Below are 17,993 nucleotides of genomic sequence, written 5' to 3'. Positions count from 1 at the left end.
CCGTTCTTCTGGCTTTTGATGGCCGTACCTCCACGTGCCGGCCCAGAGTTGGGCATCCCCGGTGCAACACTCTAGTCGCGGCGAGAAGCGCCCCCCTCCGCGACATTCGCCTGCTCGCCGAGCCTAGGCCGCCGGGGCCACCGCCCGCAGCCCGGACATACGCGAGGGTATTTCGCATTGACTCCCAGACAGTTAGCGTGCAGCCGTGGCCACCGACAGTGACAGACTTCGCGATCGCCTCGACCGGGCGACCGCCCACCTCGACCCGCCGTACGCGGTCGTCGACCTTGCCGCCTTCGACGCGAACGCCGACGCGCTCGCCCGCCGGGCAGCCGGCAAGCCGGTCCGGGTGGCCAGCAAGTCGGTCCGCGCCCGGGAACTGCTCAGCCGGGTGCTGGGGCGCCCCGGCTGGCGCGGCGTGATGGCGTTCACCCTGCCCGAGGCGCTCTGGCTGGCCCGCGCCGGGGTCAGCGACGAGGTGCTGGTGGCGTACCCGACCGCCGACCGGGGCGCGCTCGCCGGGTTGGCCGCCGACCCGGCGCTCGCCGACGCGGTGACGCTGATGGTCGACGACGCCGGTCAGCTCGACCTGGTCGACGAGGTGTGCCCGCCCGGCCGCCGGCCACCGGTGCGGGTCTGCCTCGACCTGGACGCCTCGTGGCGACCGCTCCGCGGGCGGGTGCACGTCGGCGTCCGGCGGTCCCCGGTGCACAGCGCCCGGGCAGCCGGCGCGCTCGCCCGCGCCGTCGCCGGCCGGCCCGGCTTCCGGCTGGTCGGCCTGATGTCGTACGAGGCGCAGATCGCCGGCCTCGGCGACGCCCCGCCCGGGCAGGCGGTGCTGGGTACCGCGATCCGGGTCGCCCAGCGCGGGTCGTACCGGGAACTGCTGGCCCGCCGGGCGGCGGCGGTCGCCGCGGTACGCGAGCACGCCGACCTCGAGTTCGTCAACGGCGGCGGCACCGGCAGCGTGGCCGCCACCAGCGCCGACCCCGCGGTCACCGAGGTCACCGCGGGATCCGGCCTGTACGGGCCGACGCTTTTCGACGCGTACCGGGCCTGGCGCCCCACCCCGGCGGCATTCTTCGCCTGCGCGGTGGTCCGCCGGCCGGCGCCCGGGGTGGCCACCGTGCTCGGTGGCGGCTGGATCGCCTCGGGCCCGGCCGCCGACAGCCGGCTCCCCCGGCCGTGGTTGCCGGCCGGGCTACGGCTGCTCGGCGCCGAAGGCGCGGGTGAGGTGCAGACTCCGGTGGCGGGCACGGCCGCGACGGCCCTGCGGGTCGGTGACCGGGTCTGGTTCCGCCATGCCAAGGCCGGCGAGCTGTGCGAGCACGTCAACGAACTGCATCTCGTCGACGGCGACAGCGTGGTCGCCACTGTGCCCACCTACCGGGGCGAAGGCCGGGCGTTCCTCTAGTCACGGAACGTGGCCTGGTGAAGCAGGACCTGGGCTCCTCGATCGGGTGACGGCGGGCCCCGGCGCACCTCGGGCGCCCGCCGTACCTCGTGCCGCCCGGTCGCACCCCAGGCGTCTTTCGCGTGCTGCCGCCCGGTCGCACCCCGGACGTCTTTCCCGTCCTGCCACCCGGTCGCACCCCGGGCGTGTTTCCCGTTGTGCCGCCGGCCGGCGGCGTCCGCTCAGCTCTGCTGAGCGGCCTCGGTCCGGGCGTCGACCTGCCGGTGCAGGTACTCCCGGATAAGCGCCTTCGCCTCGGAAAGCACCCGCTCGTCGCCCTCCGGCTTGCGCCGGAACGCCAGCTTGATCAGGGCGTCCGCGGCCTCGACCGCGATCTCCAGATGGAACCGGAGGTCGGGCACGTCGGCCAGACCGTAACGCTCGGCGAGCACGCGGGCGAGCTGATCGGCGATCACCCCGTTGTTGTCCCGCTGCTCATCGAGCAGGTGCAGGTCGACCACGTCGCCGAAGTGCAGGGTACGGAACCCCGGGATGGTGCGGTGCATCGTGATGTACTCGTCGATCGCCGCGTCGACGCCGTCCCACCAGTGGGTCAGGTCGTCGGAGGCGAACCGCTCGTCGAGCCGCTGGAGATAGGACTCCATCGTGCGCAGGGTCAACGCCTGCACGATCGCCCGCTTGTCCGGAAAGAACTGGTAGACCGACCCGATCGCCACCTCGGCGCGCTCGGCGAGGAGAGTCGTGGTCAACCCCTCGTACCCCACCTCGTCGACGAGCTCGGCACAGGCGTCCAGCATCCGCTGGACCCGCGCGACACTTCGACCCTGCACCGGCACCCGGCGCAGCGGCCCGGTCGTGGCGGCTGGTGTGGACACTCGGCGCCACCCCCCTTCGACGGAAGAACATATCTACAAGTCACGAGACCGTGACTACCGGTACAACGAGCGTGTCGCGTTTGCGGTATTTACCAGGCACAACGTTCCTGATATGAAGTCAGTTCATATTCATGTCGAGGAGCGTCCATGGCCGGTACGCCACCACCCGCCTGGTCCAACTGGGCCGGCAACCAGCGCAGCACCGCCACCCTGGTGGCGCGCCCCCGGACCGTCGACGAGGTCGCCGCGGCGATCCGCGCCGCCGCCGACGCCGGCCGGACGATCCGGGCGGTGGGCAGCGGGCACTCGTTCACCGGGACGGCCTTCACCGACGGGCACCGGCTCGAACTGACCGAACTGGACACCGGCGTCACCGTCGACACCACCCGCCGACTGGTCACCGTACCGGCCGGGATGACTCTGCACACGCTCAACGACCTACTCGCCACCCACGGACTGGCGCTGCCCAATCTCGGCGACATCGACGCGCAGACCGTGGCCGGGGCGCTCGCCACCGGCACCCACGGCACCGGCGCGAAACTCGGCTGCCTGTCCACCTTCGTCACCGGGCTGACCCTGGTCACCGGCACCGGGGAGGTGCTGCGCTGCTCCGCCGACGAGCACCGCGACGTCTTCGCCGCCGCCCGCGTCGGGCTCGGCGCGGTCGGCGTGCTGGTCGAGGTCACCCTGCGCTGCGTCGACGCCTTCGTGCTCCGCGCGCACGAACGGCCGGCGGCGCTGTCCGCAGTGCTCGCCGACCTGCCCGGGCTCGTCGAACAGCAGGACCACGTCGAGTTCTACTGGTTCCCGTACACCGCCCGGGTGCAGGTCAAGACCAACGACCGGGTGCCCGCCGACGACCGGCCGCTGCCCCGCTGGCGAGGCTGGCTGGACGACGAGTTCCTGGCCAACACCGTGTTCGCCGGGGCCTGCCGGCTGGGCCGCGCCGTGCCGGCGCTGGCCCCCGGGATCAGCGCCGTCTCCGCTCGGGCGCTCACCGAACGCACCTACACCGGTCGCTCCGACCGGGTCTTCTGCACGCCACGCCGGGTCCGCTTCGTGGAGATGGAGTATGCCCTGCCCCGCGCCGTCCTGCCGGCCGCGCTGGACGCGCTGCGGCGCATCGTGGACAACCTGCCGTTCAAGGTGCTCTTCCCGGTCGAGGTGCGGTTCACCGCCGCCGACGACATCTGGCTCTCCCACGGATACGGACGGGACTCGGCGTACCTCGCCATCCACCAGTACGTGGGCATGCCCTTCGAGCCCTACTTCCGGGCCTTCGAGGAGGTGGCCACGGAACTGGGCGGACGGCCGCACTGGGGCAAGCTGCACTACCGGGACGCGGCGTCGCTCGCGCCCGCGTACCCGCGGTTCGCCGACTTCCTGGCCGTCCGCGACCGCCTCGACCCCGACCGCCGCTTCGCCAACCCCTACCTGAACCAGATCCTCGGCGACTGAACCCGCTACGGACCTGATGACATCGGCGGATCACCCGCCGCGTGAATCGTTCCCGAGATCAGGTCCGTAGCCGGCGGCGACAGGTCACTCCGTGGAGGTGGATGCTTTCCGGGGGGCGGCCTTCTTCGCCGGGGCCTTCTTGGCCGCGGTGGCCTTGGCGGTCGTCGTCTTCTTCGCGGCGGTGGACTTGGCGGCGGCGGTCTTCTTCGCCGCCGCCTTCTTGGCCGGGGCCGCCTTCTTCGCCGCCGCCTTCTTCGGCGCCGGACCCTTCGCCCGCTTCTCGGCGAGCATCTCGGAGGCTTCCTCCAGGGTCAGCGCCTCCGGGGTCTGCCCGCGCCGCAGCGACGCGTTGGTCTCCCCGTCGGTGACGTACGGCCCGAACCGCCCATCCTTGATCACCAGCGGCTTCTCGGTGAGCGGGTCGGCGCCCATCTCCCGCAGCGGCGGCGCGGCGGCCCGGCGCTGGCGGGTCTTCGGGGCGGCCAGCAGCGCGAGCGCCTCGTCCAGCGTGACGGTGAACATCTTCTCTTCCGAGTCCAGCGAGCGGAACTCGTCACCACGCTTGACGTACGGGCCGTAGCGGCCGTTGTTGGCGAACACCTCGACCCCGTCCGGGGCCACCCCCACGAGCCGGGGCAGGCTGAGCAGCTTCAGCGCCTCGTCGAAGGTGAGCGTCTCCGGCGACTGCGACCGCAGCAGCGAGGACTTCCGCTCGCCGCTGGCCACGTACGGGCCGAACCGGCCGGACTTCAGCACGATCGGCTCGCCGGTGGCCGGGTCGTCGCCGAGCTTTCGCTCGCCCGCGCCGCCGAGGAACAGCTCGTGCACCTTCTCCGGGGTCAGCTCGTCCGGCGCCAGCCCCTCGGGGATCGGCGCCCGGTCGCCCTGGGCGCCGCCCTCCTCGCCCTCACCGGTGGGTGCGGGCTGCTCGCCCGGCAGGGCCCGCTGGAGGTACGGCCCGTACCGGCCGACCCGGACGACGACCTCGCGCCCCTCCTCGTCGGTGAAGAGCGGGATCGAGTTGACGCTGCGCGCGTCGATCTCGCTGAGGTTCTCCGTCACCAGCTTCTTGAGGCCACCGGCGTGGGCGATGTCCCGGTCGCCGGCGCCGTTGGCGCTGCCGAAGTAGAACGCGGTGAGAAAGTCGACCGCGGCGTGGTCGCCGCCGGCGATCTCGTCCAGCTCGTTCTCCATGCTGGCGGTGAAGTCGTAGTCGATCAGGCGCGGGTAGTGCCGCTCCATCAGCCCGATCACCGCGAACGCCAGGAACGACGGGATCATCGCCTGGCCGCGCTTGACGACGTACCCGCGGTCCTGGATGGTCTGCATGATCGACGCGTACGTCGACGGGCGGCCGATGCCCAGCTCCTCCAGCGCCTTGACCAGCGACGCCTCCGTGTAGCGGGCGGGCGGCTGGGTGTGGTGGCCCTGCGCGGCCAGCTCCTCGGCGGTCAGCGGCTGGTCCTTGACCAGGGTGGGCAGCCGCCGCTCGGCGTCCTCGGCCTCGGCGTTCTCGTCGTCGCTCGACTCCACGTAGGCGCGCAGGAAACCGGGGTCGGTGATGGTCTTGCCGGTCGCCCCGAAGTCGGCCTCCTCCTGTGCGGCGGAGACCGCGCGGATCCGCACCGAGACGCTGGAGCCGACCGCGTCGGTCATCTGCGAGGCGATGGTGCGCCGCCAGATCAGCTCGTAGAGCTTGAACTCCTCGGCGGACAGCTCCTTGGCCACCTCGCCCGGGGTGCGGAAGTTGTCCCCCGCGGGGCGGATCGCCTCGTGCGCCTCCTGCGCGTTCTTCACCTTGCCGGTGTAGCGGCGCGGCTCCGGCGGCACGCTGCGCTCGCCGTACAGCTCGACGATCTGCCGGCGGGCCGCCGCGACGGCGGTCTCCGACAGGTTCACCGAGTCGGTACGCATATAGGTGATGTAGCCGTTCTCGTACAGCCGCTGCGCGGTGCGCATCGTCTGCTGGGACGAGAACCGCAGCTTGCGGGCCGCCTCCTGCTGCAGCGTGGAGGTGATGAACGGCGCGTATGGGCGGCGCCGATAGGGCTTCTCCTCGACCCGGGTGACGGTGAACGGCCGCCCCTCCAGGCGGGCCGCCAGTCCCCTGGCCCCGCCCTCGTCGAGGTGCACCACGCCCGCGCCGGCCCGGACCCGGCCGGTGGTCGGCTCGAAGTCCTTGCCGGTGGCGATCCGGTCGCCGTTCAGCGCGATCAGGGTGGCGTTGAACGCCCGTGGCCCCTCGCCGGGGTTCGCCACCGCGAGGGTGGCCAGGATGTCCCAGTATTCCGCGGTGCGGAAGGCCATCCGCTGCCGCTCCCGCTCGACCACGATCCGGGTCGCCACGGACTGCACCCGGCCCGCCGAGAGCTTCGGCATGACCTTCTTCCACAGCACCGGGGAGACCTCGTAGCCGTACAGCCGGTCCAGGATGCGCCGGGCCTCCTGCGCGTCGACCAGGTCGCGGTCGATCTCCCGAGGGTTGGCCACCGCGGCCTGGATGGCCGGCTTGGTGATCTCGTGGAAGACCATCCGCTTGACCGGCACCTTGGGCTTGAGCGTCTCCACCAGGTGCCAGGCGATCGCCTCGCCCTCGCGGTCCTCGTCCGTCGCCAGGAAGATCTCGTCGACCTCCTTGGCCAGCTTGGTCAGCTTGCTGATCTGCTGCTTGCGGTCCGGCGAGACCACGTAGAGCGCGTGGAAGCCGTTGTCGACGTCCACGCCGAGCCGCGCCCACGCTTCGCCCTTGTACTTGGCCGGCACGTCGGCGGCGTTGCGGGGCAGGTCCCGGACGTGGCCGAAGCTGGCCTCCACGACGTACCCCGGGCCGAGGTAGCCCGAGATCGTCTTGGCCTTCGCCGGTGACTCGACGATGACCAGACGGGTGGTTCCAGCGTTGCTCGGCACGTCTCTCTCCGACCTCACTCCTGCTCTATGCCCGTTTCGGGCCGCATTGCACGCCCGGACGACCGGTGGTCCGGATGTCCAACGTAACGCGCCGTCCGCGGTCCGGGTTTCGTGGGCCGCAAACACTCAGTTCGGGCGACCCACCGGCCGGTTCGCGCGGCGGCACCCGCCGAACGGCGCCACCGTACACCGTGGGTAGGGCGTCGAGTGGGTCACTGTGACGATCACGCACCCACGGCGGAGGAGGCACCCTCCGTTTTCCTGTGCGAACGACCGCGCGGAGGTGTCCGGGATCGGACAGCCGGCGGGGTTGCGCGCCACCGGTTCAGCCGGCGGCCGGCCATCCGGCCGCCGGCGCCGCCGGTGGGCGGTCACCCACCAGCTCGGCCAGCCGGGCCATCCGCCGCCGGCCGGCGATCCGGTACGCGGGTCCGCCGTCGGCCGGCTCCACGAACGCCGCCGGCAGCCCCACCGCGGCCAGCGCGGCGCGTACCCGGGGCCAGCACTCCTCGTCGGCCGGGCCCAGGCCGAGCTGGCAGCCGGCCGGGTCGACCGCCCCGGCGGCGGCGAGCCAGAGCCGCAGCCGGCGCCCGTTGAGGTGGAAGCCGGCCGGGACCTGCTTCGTCGTGCCGCGCAGCCAGACCGTGGCGAGCGGGGCCAGCGTGGTCGCGTACGCGGTGCGCACCAGGTGCCGCCCGTCCTCGGTCGGCTCCCAGCTCGCCGGCACGCGCCGCGCCGCCAGCTCGGCCACCAGCGCGTGCACCCGCCAGGCGGCGTCCACCACCACCGAGACCCGGGCGGTACCGCCCATCCGCACCACCTCTCCCGGTCCGGCGAGCAGACCGGCCAGGTCCGCCAGGGCCGGGTCCGCCGCCTCGGTGGAGAACAGCGAGGGCTGGCGGACCGGGTCGGGGGGAGGGTGCGTCAGCGACACTCCGGGACCTCGTCGAAGGCCTCTTTGAGCTCGGACGAGTTGAGCTTGCTGGTGTCCAGCGCGCTCGCGTCGTACTCCTTGTTGAGCGTGTCCACCGCGGCCCGCACCCCGTCGTAGAAGGGCCCGGCCTGCGCGGTGTCCAGCCCGTCGATGGTGCCCCGGGCCCGGCCGTACGCGTCCCGCATCTTGCTCAGCGAGGCGCGGAACCCGGCGGAGATCTCCTCGCCGTGGTCGGTCTCCGGCACGCCGGCCTGCTCGACCTTGCGTCGGGCGGTCTCGCTGGCCTGCTCGGCCCCGGCGAAGAGGCGGACCAGGTTCTCCTTGGCCTGCGCCGGGGTGGTCTGCGCGGTCATCTGCTGCTGGGTGCTGCTGGTCAGCTTGTTGATCTCCGCGCGCCACGGGGTGAGCGCCTGGCAGACCGACGCGGCCCAGGCCCGGGGGCTGGGACCGCCGCACCCGGCGACGGCGAGGCTGAGCGTGGCCAGGACCACCGTGAGCTTTCCGGCGGTTGCCGCCCCGCGGGTACGCATGCGAAGCAGCGTACGGCCTCCCGGTGGAAGTGCCACCGGTCAGGTTTCCGGCCCGGGACCTCCGAACGGACCGGTTCCCGGCCGGCGCGAGGCCGACCGGGAACCGGCACCAGTTCGTACCCGCTCAGGCGCGGACCGGCTCCGCCCGCTCCTCCGGGCTGCCCGCGGCGTCGCCGTCGCGGTCGGAGTCGCCCATGGCGACGCCCTTGCGCTTGCTGAACACCACGGCCGCCACGATGACCAGCGCGGCCACCACGGCGATCGTGATCCGCAGGCCGGTGTTCTTGTCCTCGCCCACGCTCCAGGCCACCACGGCCGGCGCGATCAGCAGCGAGACCAGGTTCATCACCTTGATCAGCGGGTTGATCGCCGGACCGGCGGTGTCCTTGAACGGGTCGCCGACGGTGTCGCCGATGACGGTGGCGGCGTGCGACTCGGAGCCCTTGCCGCCGTAGGCGCCGTCCTCCACCAGCTTCTTGCCGTTGTCCCAGGCGCCGCCGGAGTTGGCCAGGAAGACCGCCATCAGCGTGCCCGCCCCGATGGCACCGGCCAGGTACGACGCCAGCGCGCCGGGGCCGAGGCCGAAGCCGACCGCGATCGGCGCCATGATCGCCAGCAGGCCGGGGGTCATCAGCTCGCGCTGCGCGTCCCGGGTGCAGATGTCGACCACCTTGCCGTACTCGGGGCGCTGGGTGCGGTCCATGATCCCGGGCAGCTCGCGGAACTGCCGGCGTACCTCCATCACCACGGCGCCGGCCGAGCGGGAGACCGCGTTGATGGCCAGGCCGGAGAAGAGGAAGACCACCGCCGCGCCGACGATCAGGCCGACCAGGTTGCGCGGGTTGGCCACGTTCAGCAGGTTGGTGATGGCGTTCTCGACGTTCTCCACCTTCGCGTCGCCGAACGCGGTCTTCAGCGTGTCGGTGTACGAGCCGAACAGCGCGGTCGCGGCCAGGACCGCGGTGGCGATGGCGATGCCCTTGGTGATCGCCTTGGTGGTGTTGCCGACCGCGTCCAGCTCGGTCAGCGTCCGCGCGCCGTGCTCGTCGATGTCGCCGGACATCTCGGCCACGCCCTGGGCGTTGTCGGAGATCGGCCCGAAGGTGTCCATGGCGACAATCACGCCGACGGTGGTGAGCAGGCCGGTGCCGGCCAGCGCGACGGCGAACAGCGACAGCGTGATGGAGCTGCCGCCGAGCAGGAACGCGCCGAACACGCCGGCGCCGATCAGCAGCGCCGAGTAGACCGCCGACTCCAGGCCGACGCTGATGCCGGCGAGGATGACGGTGGCCGCACCGGTCTGCGAGCTCTTGCCGATGTCCTGCACCGGGCGCCGGTTGGTCTCGGTGAAGTAGCCGGTGAGCGCCTGGATCGCGGCGGCCAGCACGATGCCGATCACCACCGCGCCGATGGCCAGCCCGCGGGGGCCGAACGGCGGCTCGCCGTCGGTGACGTTGAGCGCCGCCCGCCAGTTGTCGCCGAGCAGGTCCGCCCAGGTCGGCTTCAGGTAGCCGAACACGGCGATCGCCACCAGCACCGCGGAGACCAGGGCGGACAGGTAGAAGGCCCGGTTGATCGCGGTCAGCCCGTTGCGGTCGGAGGCGCGCAGCCGGGTGATGAAGACGCCGACGATCGCCACCAGCACGCCGATGGTCGAGATGATCAGCGGCAGGACCAGGCCCTCGTTGCCGAACGCGGCCCGGCCCAGGATCAGCGCGGCGACCAGGGTGACCGCGTACGACTCGAACAGGTCGGCGGCCATCCCGGCGCAGTCGCCCACGTTGTCGCCCACGTTGTCGGCGATGGTCGCGGCGTTGCGCGGGTCGTCCTCGGGGATGCCCTGCTCGACCTTGCCGACCAGGTCGGCGCCGACGTCGGCGGCCTTGGTGAAGATGCCGCCGCCGACCCGCATGAACATGGCGAGCAGCGCGGCGCCGAAGCCGAAGCCCTCCAGCACGGTCGGGGCGTCGCCCTTGTAGAGCAGGACGACCAGCGCCGCACCGAACAGGCCGAGGCCCACGGTGAGGAAGCCGACCACGCCGCCGGTGCGGAAGGCGATCTTCATGGCGCTCTCGCGCCCGCCTTCGCGCTCCCGCGCGGCCGCGGCGACCCGCAGGTTGGCCCGGGTGGCCAGCCACATGCCGGCGCCGCCGATGAACGCGCTGAACAGGGCGCCCACCACGAAGAACGCCGACCGGCCGATCTTCACCAGGGTCTGGTTGCCGTCGGTGTCGTGCACCGGCAGCAGGAACAGCAGCACGACGGCGATCACCACGAAGATCGCCAGGGTGCGGAACTGCCGCAGCAGGTACGCGGACGCGCCCTCCTGCACCGCCCCGGAGATCTCCTGCATGTTGGTGGTTCCCGTACCGGCTGCCAGCACCGCCCTGGTCAGGGCGGCCGCGAAGACGAGCGCCACCAGCGCGATGACCGCGGCGATGACGACGTACGTCACGTTGGCTCCGGTAAGGGACAGTGCGCCGCCGTCGGCGGCCAAGGTCCCGGACATCTATGTCCTCCTGTACCGAACAACTCGCGCCGATCCGTGGAGACGCACGGACCGACGCCTGGATGCGGACTCGCAAGCGCGCGCCAACCCACCCCGGCGGACCAGCGATGAACACCCATTCCCGCTGGCTGCGGGACGGATCACTTGCTGACAACCCGGGTACTGTAGCCCTCCGACGTGTTGCGGCTCACACCGAGGGGGCACCCTTTCGCGATGATCTTCGTCGCTGTGCTATGCGAAAAAATCTGATATATGGGGCGGCCAGCACGACGAGGCCGCGTTCCCTGGGCGGGAACGCGGCCTGCGGGGGTGCGAACGTCAGGAGCGGCCGACCGGCCAGACCATCCGGACCTCGGTGCCGACGCCCTCCTCGACCGGGCGCACCTGCAGGTCCTCCACGAAGCCGGCGAGCAGGGCGAAGCCGACACCGGTGGTCAGTGCGTCCTCGCTGAGCGACTCCTTGGCCAGCTCGTCCGGGGGCAGCGCGGCGAGACCGATGCCCGCCTCGATCGGGGCCCGGTCCACCACCCGGACCGAATACGCCCCGTTGTCGGACATCTCCACCAGCACCGGATCGGCCAGGCCGTACTGCCGGTGCAGGGCCACCGCCCGGGTGCACGCCTCGCCGATCGCCAGGCGCACCTCGTCGAGCAGGTCCTCCCGTACGCCGGCCCGGCGGGCCACCGCGACGCCGACCAGGCGGGCGGTGCGCACGTGCACCGGGGCGGGCGAGAAGGAGAGCTTGACGGTCGCCATCATGCGCCGGCGCCGGTCGGATCGGCGCTGATCGCCGCGTCGACCGTGGGATGCAGCGGGAAGACCTGGTCCAGCGCGGTGATCCGGAAGATCTTGAGTAGCGGCTCCTTGTCGCAGACCAGGGCGAAGGAGCCGCCCGCCGAGCGGAGCCGCTTCAGGGCGCCGACCAGCACGCCGAGCCCGGTCGAGTCGAGGAAGTCCACCCGGCCCAGGTCCACCACGACCCGGCGGGCCCCGCCGTCGATCAGTTCGAGGAGCCGTTCCCGCAGGCGAGGCGCCGTGTAGACGTCCACCTCACCGCCGACCTCGAGCACCGTGTGCTCCCCCACGGCGCGGGTCGCCAGCGACAGCTCCATCGGTCCCTCCTCGGTAAGCTCTCCACGGCATCTAACCATCCCCGCCCGAACGCCCCGGTGGGTCACCGGCCGAGGCTCAACCCCCTTACCCAGGCCCCCCGCGTTTCATTTCCCGATCGTGTTCGGAAGGTGCAGGCCGTGACCTACGACAGCTTCAGCTCGGCGCGTGTGCCGCCGCGCCACGACCAGAAGCCGTCGTCCGCAGCCACCGTGTCCGCGAGCAGCGGCCCCGGGCGACCGCCCGCCGAGCTGCTGCACCGGCTGCGCGCCCGGCACTCCGCCGACCCGGTCACCCACGTCGAGCGGGTGCCGGCCCGGGCCGGGGAGCCGGCGCCGTGGCCGGCATGGGCCCCCGAGGAGCTGCGGGCGGCGTTCGCCCGGCGCGGCGTCACCGCCCCGTGGCGGCATCAGGCCGAGGCCGCCGAGCTGGCGTACGCCGGGACGCACGTGGTGGTGGCCACCGGCACGGCGTCCGGCAAGTCGCTGGCGTACCAGCTTCCGGCGCTGGGCACGCTGCTCGCCGACCCCCGTGCCACCGTGCTCTACCTGGCTCCGACCAAGGCACTCGCCGCCGACCAGTTACGCGCCGTCGCCGGCCTCGAACTGGAGGGGGTACGCCCCGCCTGCTACGACGGGGACACCCCGCGCGCCGAACGCGAATGGATCCGGCGGCACTCCCGGTTCGTGCTGACCAACCCGGACATGCTGCACCACGGCATCCTGCCCGGGCACGCGAACTGGTCCGGGTTCCTGCGCCGGCTCGCGTACGTCGTGGTCGACGAGTGCCACACCTACCGGGGCGTGTTCGGCTCGCACGTGGCGCACGTGCTGCGCCGGCTACGCCGACAGTGCGCCCGCTTCGGTAACACTCCCGTGTTCGTGCTGGCCTCGGCGACGTCGGGCGACCCGGCGACGACGGCCGGGCGGCTCACCGGGCTGCCGGTCGCGGCCGTCACCGAGGACACCTCGCCGCGCGGCGGGGTGACCTTCGCGCTGTGGGAGCCGCCGCTTCTCCCCTCGGATACGTCCTCCGATGTCGCCGACCTCGCCCCGGTCCGCCGCTCCGCGCTGCGGGAGACCGCCGACCTGCTCGCCGACAGCATCGTCGAGGGGGTCCGCACCCTCGCCTTCGTCCGGTCCCGACGCGGTGCCGAGGTGGTCGCCGCCAACGCCCGACGCGCCCTGGACGAGGCGGTGCCCGGGCTCGGCGACCGGGTGGCCGCCTACCGAGCCGGTTACCTGCGCGAGGAACGGCGCGAGCTGGAACGCGCCCTGCTGCACGGCGACCTCCTCGGGCTCGCCTCCACCAACGCCCTCGAACTCGGCGTCGACCTGGTCGGCCTGGACGCGGTGCTGATCTGCGGCTGGCCGGGCACCCGGGCGTCACTCTGGCAGCAGGCCGGCCGGGCCGGACGCTCCGGCGACGAGGCACTCGCGGTGCTGGTGGCCCGGGACGACCCGCTCGACACCTACCTGGTGCACCACCCCGAGGCGCTGTTCGGGCGGCCCGTCGAGGCGACCGTGCTCGACCCGGCCAACCCGTACGTGCTCGCCCCACAGCTCGCCTGCGCCGCCTTCGAGGCCCCGCTCACCCCGGCCGACCTGGAACTCTTCGGGGAGGGCGCGAAGGAGGCGATCGAGGACCTGGTGGCCGCTGGGGCGCTGCGGCAGCGGCCGACCGGCTGGTACTGGCGGCACCGGGAGCGGCCCGAGGTGGACCTGCGCGGCGAGAACGGGGCACCGGTCTGCGTGGTGGAGGAGTCCACCGGACGGCTGCTCGGCACGGTCGACGGCAGCTCCGCACACTTCCTCCTCCATTCCGGGGCGGTCTACCTGCACCAGGGCGTCTCGTACGTGGTCGACGCGCTCGACCTGGCGGACGGGTGCGCGCTGGTGCACGCCGAGGAGCCGGACTGGTCCACCCACGCCCGGGACGCCACCTCGCTGTCCGTGGTGTCGGTCCGGTCGTACGTGGACGCCGGGCCGGTCGGGCTCTTCCTCGGCGAGGTCGACGTGACCAGCCAGGTGGTGTCGTACCAGCGGCGGCGGATCGCCACCGGCGAGGTGATCGACACCCGGCCGCTGGACCTGCCGGCCCGGGAACTGCGCACCGTCGCCGTCTGGTTCACCCTGTCCCCCGAGTCCCTGGCGGCAGCGGGGATCGAGGCCGCCGACGTCCCGGGCGCGCTGCACGCCGCCGAGCACGCCGCGATCGGTCTGCTGCCGCTCATGGCTACCTGCGACCGCTGGGACATCGGCGGCCTGTCCACCGCCGTCCACCCGGACACCGAGGCCCCCACCGTCTTCGTCTACGACGGCCACCCGGGCGGCGCGGGCTTCGCCGAGCGCGCGTACGGGACGGCGGCGGCCTGGCTGCGCGCCACCCGGGACGCGATCGCCGAGTGTGGCTGCGAGGCGGGGTGCCCGTCCTGCGTCCAGTCCCCGAAGTGCGGCAACGGCAACAACCCGCTCTCCAAGCCGGACGCCGTCAAGGTCCTCGACGTGGTGCTCGCCAACCTGGCGGCGGTCGCTGGATCCTCTGATGAGGCCGGTGCCTCACCTGCCGTTGCGGCTGAGTCGGGTGCCGAGGCGGTGCCCGAGACGGCGGCCGGTGGGAGCCGGGGCGGCGTCGGGGTGGGCCTTCCTCGGCAGGACGAGCGGTCGGCGGCTGGTCAGCGGTAACCCGTCGGCCCTGGCCTCCTCGTGGCGGTCGACCACAGCCGGTCGGGCGCCAGGGGTGGAGACGCCGGCGATCACCGGGTCACTGGCGATCTCGCGCAGCCGCTCCCGGCGAGGGCGGACGCCGAGGGCCGAGCTGTGCGAGACTCCGGCGTTGCTTATTGAAGGAGATCACGTGCAGCTCGACCGCTTGCAGACCCAGCACCAGTTCATCGTCCGGCAGCGGATCCGGATGATGGTCAACCAGTACGAGGTCCACGCCATGGCCCCGGACGGCTCGGAAGGCGAGCTGCTCGCTTTCGCGCAGCAGAAGCGGCTCGCGTTCAAGGAGCAGGTGACCATCTACACCGACGACGCCAAGCAGCACCCCCTGCTCGGCTTCAAGGCCCGCCAGCGGCTCGACCTCGGCGCCACGTACGACGTGACGGACCACGCCGGCACCCCGATCGGCCTGTTCCGCAAGGACTTCGCCCAGTCGCTGCTGCGGTCCACCTGGCACGTGGAGCAGCCCGGCCTGCCGCCGATCACCGGGCAGGAGCGCAGCATGCCGGTGGCGCTGCTGCGCCGGTTCGTCGACTCGCTCTCCTGGCTGCCGTACCACTTCGACTTCGTCGCCGGTGGCCAGCCGGTGTTCTCGGTCGACAAGAAGTGGGGCCTGCGCGACCGGTACGTCGTCGACATCCAGCACCCGCAGATCGACCGGCGGCTCGTCATCGCCATGGCGGTCGGCCTGGACGCCCTGCAGTCCCGCTGACGCCGCCTCGCCGGCTGTCGAGCGACGTCGGGCTGGGCGGCCCGGGTGCTCCCGTACCGCCCAGCCCAGCCGCGGCTCGGGGATCAGCGCGGCCAGCAAACTGACCAATTGATTAAGAATCCTCATTGATCATAGGATGATCGCGTGGAACTTCTTCGGCTTGCGAAGGCCGCAAAGCGTCTTGGTGTTCACCCGGTGACGCTTCGTCTGTGGGCTGATTCGGGGAAGATTCCGGTGACGTGGGTGGGCCGTGAGCGTCGGTTCTCCTCGATCGATGTCGAGGCGATGAAGGTTTCCACCGGCGGCGGTGCACGCCTTCGGTTGGAGGGCTTGTACGTGCGGGTCTCTGACTCCAGTGGGCAGGAGTCCTCGTGGGAGGCGCAGGAGTATGAGCTGCGGGCTACGTCCACCGGCGAGGTCGTGAAGGTGTTCCGTGACCGGGCGTCGGGCCTGCGGGAGGACCGGCCTGGCCTGAACCGGCTGCTGCGAGCCGTCGCCGACGGAAGTGTCACCGTGGTGCGGGTGACGCATGAGGACCGGCTTGCGCGCTTCGGTGTCGGCTGGCTCAAACACTTGCTGGCCGTGCACGGCGCCACCCTGGAAGTGCTCCATCCGAAGAAGCTCGGCGGACGGGAGGAGTTGCTGGAGGACTTTGTTTCGGTGGTCACGACGTTCGCGGGGCGCCTTTACGGGATGCGGTCGGCGGAGAACCGGCGTCGTCTGCTGGCCGAGTCCGGGCAATGCCAGGCCAGCGACCGGTGAGCCGGAGGCTGCCGCTGGCCGAGGGCGGGGCCTGCCGTACCGTGTGCGCCCGCAGCCTGGTGCGCGCGGGTGTGGACGAGGAGACCGGCGAGGTCCTGTCCCAGGGGGTGCTTGTGCAACGGGTCGGCTGGTGTGCCGACCTGGTGGCGGGCATGGTGGGTGCGCTGATCAGCGAGCACTGGAACACCGCGGACGTGGAGGTGCTCGCTTGCGGCGTGGACGCTGGTGGCCGGAAGCTTCCATCGAACGCGTGGATGGCGCTGCGGCGCCTGGGCTGGGCCACCGCCCCGGAGGGTGTGAAGGTCAATGACCGGATCGCGCGGATGGCGCAGGAACAGGCGGGGCGTGCTCTCCGCTCGGTGAAATGGCGGGCCGACGTGACCGCCGGTGTCCTGGCGACCTGGCCGGCCGAACCACGTCATCGCACCCACGCCGAGTGGGAGCACGTTCGGGCGTCGATCCCTGGCGGCAGGCATCTGCCATCGAGTCTAATCGAAGGCCGAACCCGACAGGTCGTCAAGTTCCGTGCCGCGCATGGCCGGCTGCCGGTTGACGTCTTCGAACTCGAAGGCGTCCCGAAGGTCCCGCGGATGCTGCTGCTGGCCGCATGTGACAAGCAGCAGGCCACCATCGAACGCAGCGAGACCAACCGGGGCAGGGTTTTGCTCCGCCTGCAGTTGCCCACCCGCCCAGATCCCCGAGCGTATCGAGACTGGACATGGGTCGAGTGCCCGATCATCCTGCCGCCCACGGTTCCCCCGGGCGCGGTGTTGCACTTGCCGACCCTGCGTATCGCAGGCGGCACGGTGTACGCCGATTTGGCATACAGCCACCCAGTGCCGGAGGCCCGACGCGCCGGTCACACGGTGGCGCTCGGTGTGGACTGGGGTGTGAACACCCTGTTGTCCGCCGGAGCCCTGCGACTGGATAAGGATGGCCGGATCACCGCGCTGGGGGCTGGGGCTCAGTTCCGGGCCGCCGGGGTCCTGGCCGAGCAGCACCGCCTGCGCCGCCACAGCGAGCGGCTGCACGCCAAGGCCGACCACTACGCGCGGCTGCTCGGCGGCCGCCCCGACGAGCACCTGACCGAGCAACACGAGGTGCTGCGCTCCGAAATCCGCCTCGTGTCTCAGCGCCGCCAAAACCTGAACAACGCGCTCGCCTGGGCCGCCGCCAGATGGGCCGTCGACCAGGCCATCTCCGCCCGGGCGACCGTCATCTACCTGGAAGACCTGCGGTCGATGGAAGCACGGGGCATGGGCGCCACCCTGAACACGCGCCTGTCCCAGCAGGTCTGCGGAAAGATCAGCGACCGCATGCGGCACCTCGCCGCCGAGCACGGTGTCGCCGTAGTCACCGTCCCCGCCCGAAACACGTCCAAACACTGCCCACAGTGCCTGAGCCCGCTACGGCACCGAAAAGCCCCCGACAAGCCGACCGTGGCCGGCTGGAAGTGGGCCATCTGCCCCAACACCAGTTGCGGCTGGCAAGGCGACCGCGACCACGGCGCCTGGCGCCGTATCGCCGCCCGTGGCCTGACCCATCAGGGCAAGACCGTCACCGACAAGACCAGCGAGATGCTGGTCCGCTCGGTCGTGGACACCCTCGAAGCCGGCGCCGTCGTCACCCCCAGCACCTCTAATGCCAGCCGGAGGGATCGGTCGAAGACCGGCCCCACCCGGCCCCGCACCTCACGCCCCGCGCCCAGGCGACGCAGGGCACCCTCCCCCATTCGGCCCCATGGTCGAGCGGGCAAGCGTCCGGAGGGACACGCACCAACGGACCGGACCCGGCTGCCTCGCGCAGCCCACCGGCACCAGGGCGTGAACACGATCAGCACACCCACCACCGCCGGCCACCGGCCACGAGGAGCCGCACTGGGCGCAGGATTCCACCTGAATGCCCACGCGACCCCACCACGATGGGAAACGATCCCGGAAACCCGATCCGACTCAGGATCGCTCAGCTGATCAGAGTCATTCCGACCTGTTCCGGACGCCACGCAGGCGTGAAAATGGTGGTCCGGTCGCCCGCTGACGTCGCCAGCTTCTTGGGAGGT

Annotated in this window: 13 protein-coding genes; 6 read left to right on the top strand and 7 right to left on the bottom strand. The window is 72.0% G+C overall.

Annotated elements, in window-relative coordinates:
* Positions 1-205: 205 nt before the first annotated feature.
* On the top strand, positions 206-1,414 hold the full coding sequence (locus tag ABZ783_RS25175; RefSeq protein WP_357442139.1) for an amino acid deaminase/aldolase: 1,209 nt from the start codon (positions 206-208) through the stop codon (positions 1,412-1,414).
* A 221-nt stretch (positions 1,415-1,635) separates the two neighbouring features.
* Here the strand turns inward: ABZ783_RS25175 and ABZ783_RS25170 are convergent, their stop codons facing one another.
* Positions 1,636-2,211, bottom strand: coding sequence for a TetR family transcriptional regulator (locus tag ABZ783_RS25170; protein ID WP_357442304.1), 576 nt, complete (start codon positions 2,209-2,211; stop codon positions 1,636-1,638).
* 225 nt (positions 2,212-2,436) lie between these two features.
* Between ABZ783_RS25170 and ABZ783_RS25165 the strand changes: the two genes are divergently transcribed.
* Entirely contained in the window at positions 2,437-3,747 is a 1,311-nt protein-coding gene (locus ABZ783_RS25165; RefSeq protein WP_357442138.1) for a D-arabinono-1,4-lactone oxidase, read from the top strand.
* Between the two features lie 84 nt (positions 3,748-3,831).
* Here the strand turns inward: ABZ783_RS25165 and topA are convergent, their stop codons facing one another.
* The 6 genes from topA to ABZ783_RS25135 all read right to left on the bottom strand — a co-directional run bounded on the left by topA (position 3,832) and on the right by ABZ783_RS25135 (position 11,739).
* Positions 3,832-6,654 carry a type I DNA topoisomerase gene (gene topA / locus ABZ783_RS25160; RefSeq protein WP_357442137.1) on the bottom strand — a complete coding sequence of 941 codons (2,823 nt, stop codon included), beginning with the start codon at positions 6,652-6,654 and terminating at the stop codon, positions 3,832-3,834.
* A gap of 325 nt (positions 6,655-6,979) precedes the next feature.
* Positions 6,980-7,588 (bottom strand): hypothetical protein, encoded by a 609-nt coding sequence (locus ABZ783_RS25155; RefSeq protein ID WP_357442136.1) that lies wholly within the window; start codon positions 7,586-7,588, stop codon positions 6,980-6,982.
* Positions 7,579-8,118: a hypothetical protein gene (locus ABZ783_RS25150; RefSeq protein WP_357442135.1), complete on the bottom strand. Its 540-nt coding sequence runs from the start codon at positions 8,116-8,118 to the stop codon at positions 7,579-7,581. Before ABZ783_RS25150 ends, ABZ783_RS25155 begins: the two co-directional genes overlap by 10 nt.
* A gap of 124 nt (positions 8,119-8,242) precedes the next feature.
* On the bottom strand, positions 8,243-10,627 hold the full coding sequence (locus ABZ783_RS25145) for a sodium-translocating pyrophosphatase (protein ID WP_357442134.1): 2,385 nt from the start codon (positions 10,625-10,627) through the stop codon (positions 8,243-8,245).
* Between the two features lie 318 nt (positions 10,628-10,945).
* Positions 10,946-11,386, bottom strand: a complete 441-nt coding sequence (locus tag ABZ783_RS25140; protein WP_198940586.1) for an ATP-binding protein — start codon at positions 11,384-11,386, stop codon at positions 10,946-10,948.
* The gene (locus ABZ783_RS25135; protein ID WP_046565834.1) at positions 11,383-11,739 is read right to left on the bottom strand and encodes an STAS domain-containing protein; all 357 of its coding nucleotides are present in this window, start codon (positions 11,737-11,739) and stop codon (positions 11,383-11,385) included. Before ABZ783_RS25135 ends, ABZ783_RS25140 begins: the two co-directional genes overlap by 4 nt.
* A gap of 168 nt (positions 11,740-11,907) precedes the next feature.
* On the opposite strand from ABZ783_RS25135, the gene ABZ783_RS25130 reads away from it, so the two are divergent.
* The 4 genes from ABZ783_RS25130 to ABZ783_RS25115 all read left to right on the top strand — a co-directional run bounded on the left by ABZ783_RS25130 (position 11,908) and on the right by ABZ783_RS25115 (position 17,904).
* On the top strand, positions 11,908-14,421 hold the full coding sequence (locus tag ABZ783_RS25130; protein ID WP_357442300.1) for a DEAD/DEAH box helicase: 2,514 nt from the start codon (positions 11,908-11,910) through the stop codon (positions 14,419-14,421).
* Between the two features lie 172 nt (positions 14,422-14,593).
* Positions 14,594-15,172 carry a hypothetical protein gene (locus ABZ783_RS25125; RefSeq protein WP_357442133.1) on the top strand — a complete coding sequence of 193 codons (579 nt, stop codon included), beginning with the start codon at positions 14,594-14,596 and terminating at the stop codon, positions 15,170-15,172.
* A gap of 144 nt (positions 15,173-15,316) precedes the next feature.
* Entirely contained in the window at positions 15,317-15,934 is a 618-nt protein-coding gene (locus ABZ783_RS25120) for an IS607 family transposase (protein ID WP_357442132.1), read from the top strand.
* On the top strand, positions 15,931-17,904 hold the full coding sequence (locus ABZ783_RS25115) for a zinc ribbon domain-containing protein (RefSeq protein ID WP_357442131.1): 1,974 nt from the start codon (positions 15,931-15,933) through the stop codon (positions 17,902-17,904). The genes ABZ783_RS25120 and ABZ783_RS25115 overlap by 4 nt, the downstream gene beginning before the upstream one ends.
* Positions 17,905-17,993: the final 89 nt, after the last annotated feature.

Source organism: Micromonospora sp. NPDC047738 (genome assembly GCF_040642675.1).
GTDB lineage: Bacteria > Actinomycetota > Actinomycetes > Mycobacteriales > Micromonosporaceae > Micromonospora.
Note: the sequence above shows the minus strand (reverse complement) of the source record. Positions and strands in the feature narration are given on the sequence as shown.

Coding starts and splice junctions, on each gene's coding strand:
- ABZ783_RS25170 (WP_357442304.1), bottom strand. CDS start 2,211: ATGCTGGACGCCTGTGCCGAGCTCGTCGACGAGGTGGGGTACGAGGGG.
- ABZ783_RS25165 (WP_357442138.1), top strand. CDS start 2,437: ATGGCCGGTACGCCACCACCCGCCTGGTCCAACTGGGCCGGCAACCAG.
- ABZ783_RS25150 (WP_357442135.1), bottom strand. CDS start 8,118: ATGCGTACCCGCGGGGCGGCAACCGCCGGAAAGCTCACGGTGGTCCTG.
- ABZ783_RS25145 (WP_357442134.1), bottom strand. CDS start 10,627: ATGTCCGGGACCTTGGCCGCCGACGGCGGCGCACTGTCCCTTACCGGA.
- ABZ783_RS25140 (WP_198940586.1), bottom strand. CDS start 11,386: ATGATGGCGACCGTCAAGCTCTCCTTCTCGCCCGCCCCGGTGCACGTG.
- ABZ783_RS25135 (WP_046565834.1), bottom strand. CDS start 11,739: ATGGAGCTGTCGCTGGCGACCCGCGCCGTGGGGGAGCACACGGTGCTC.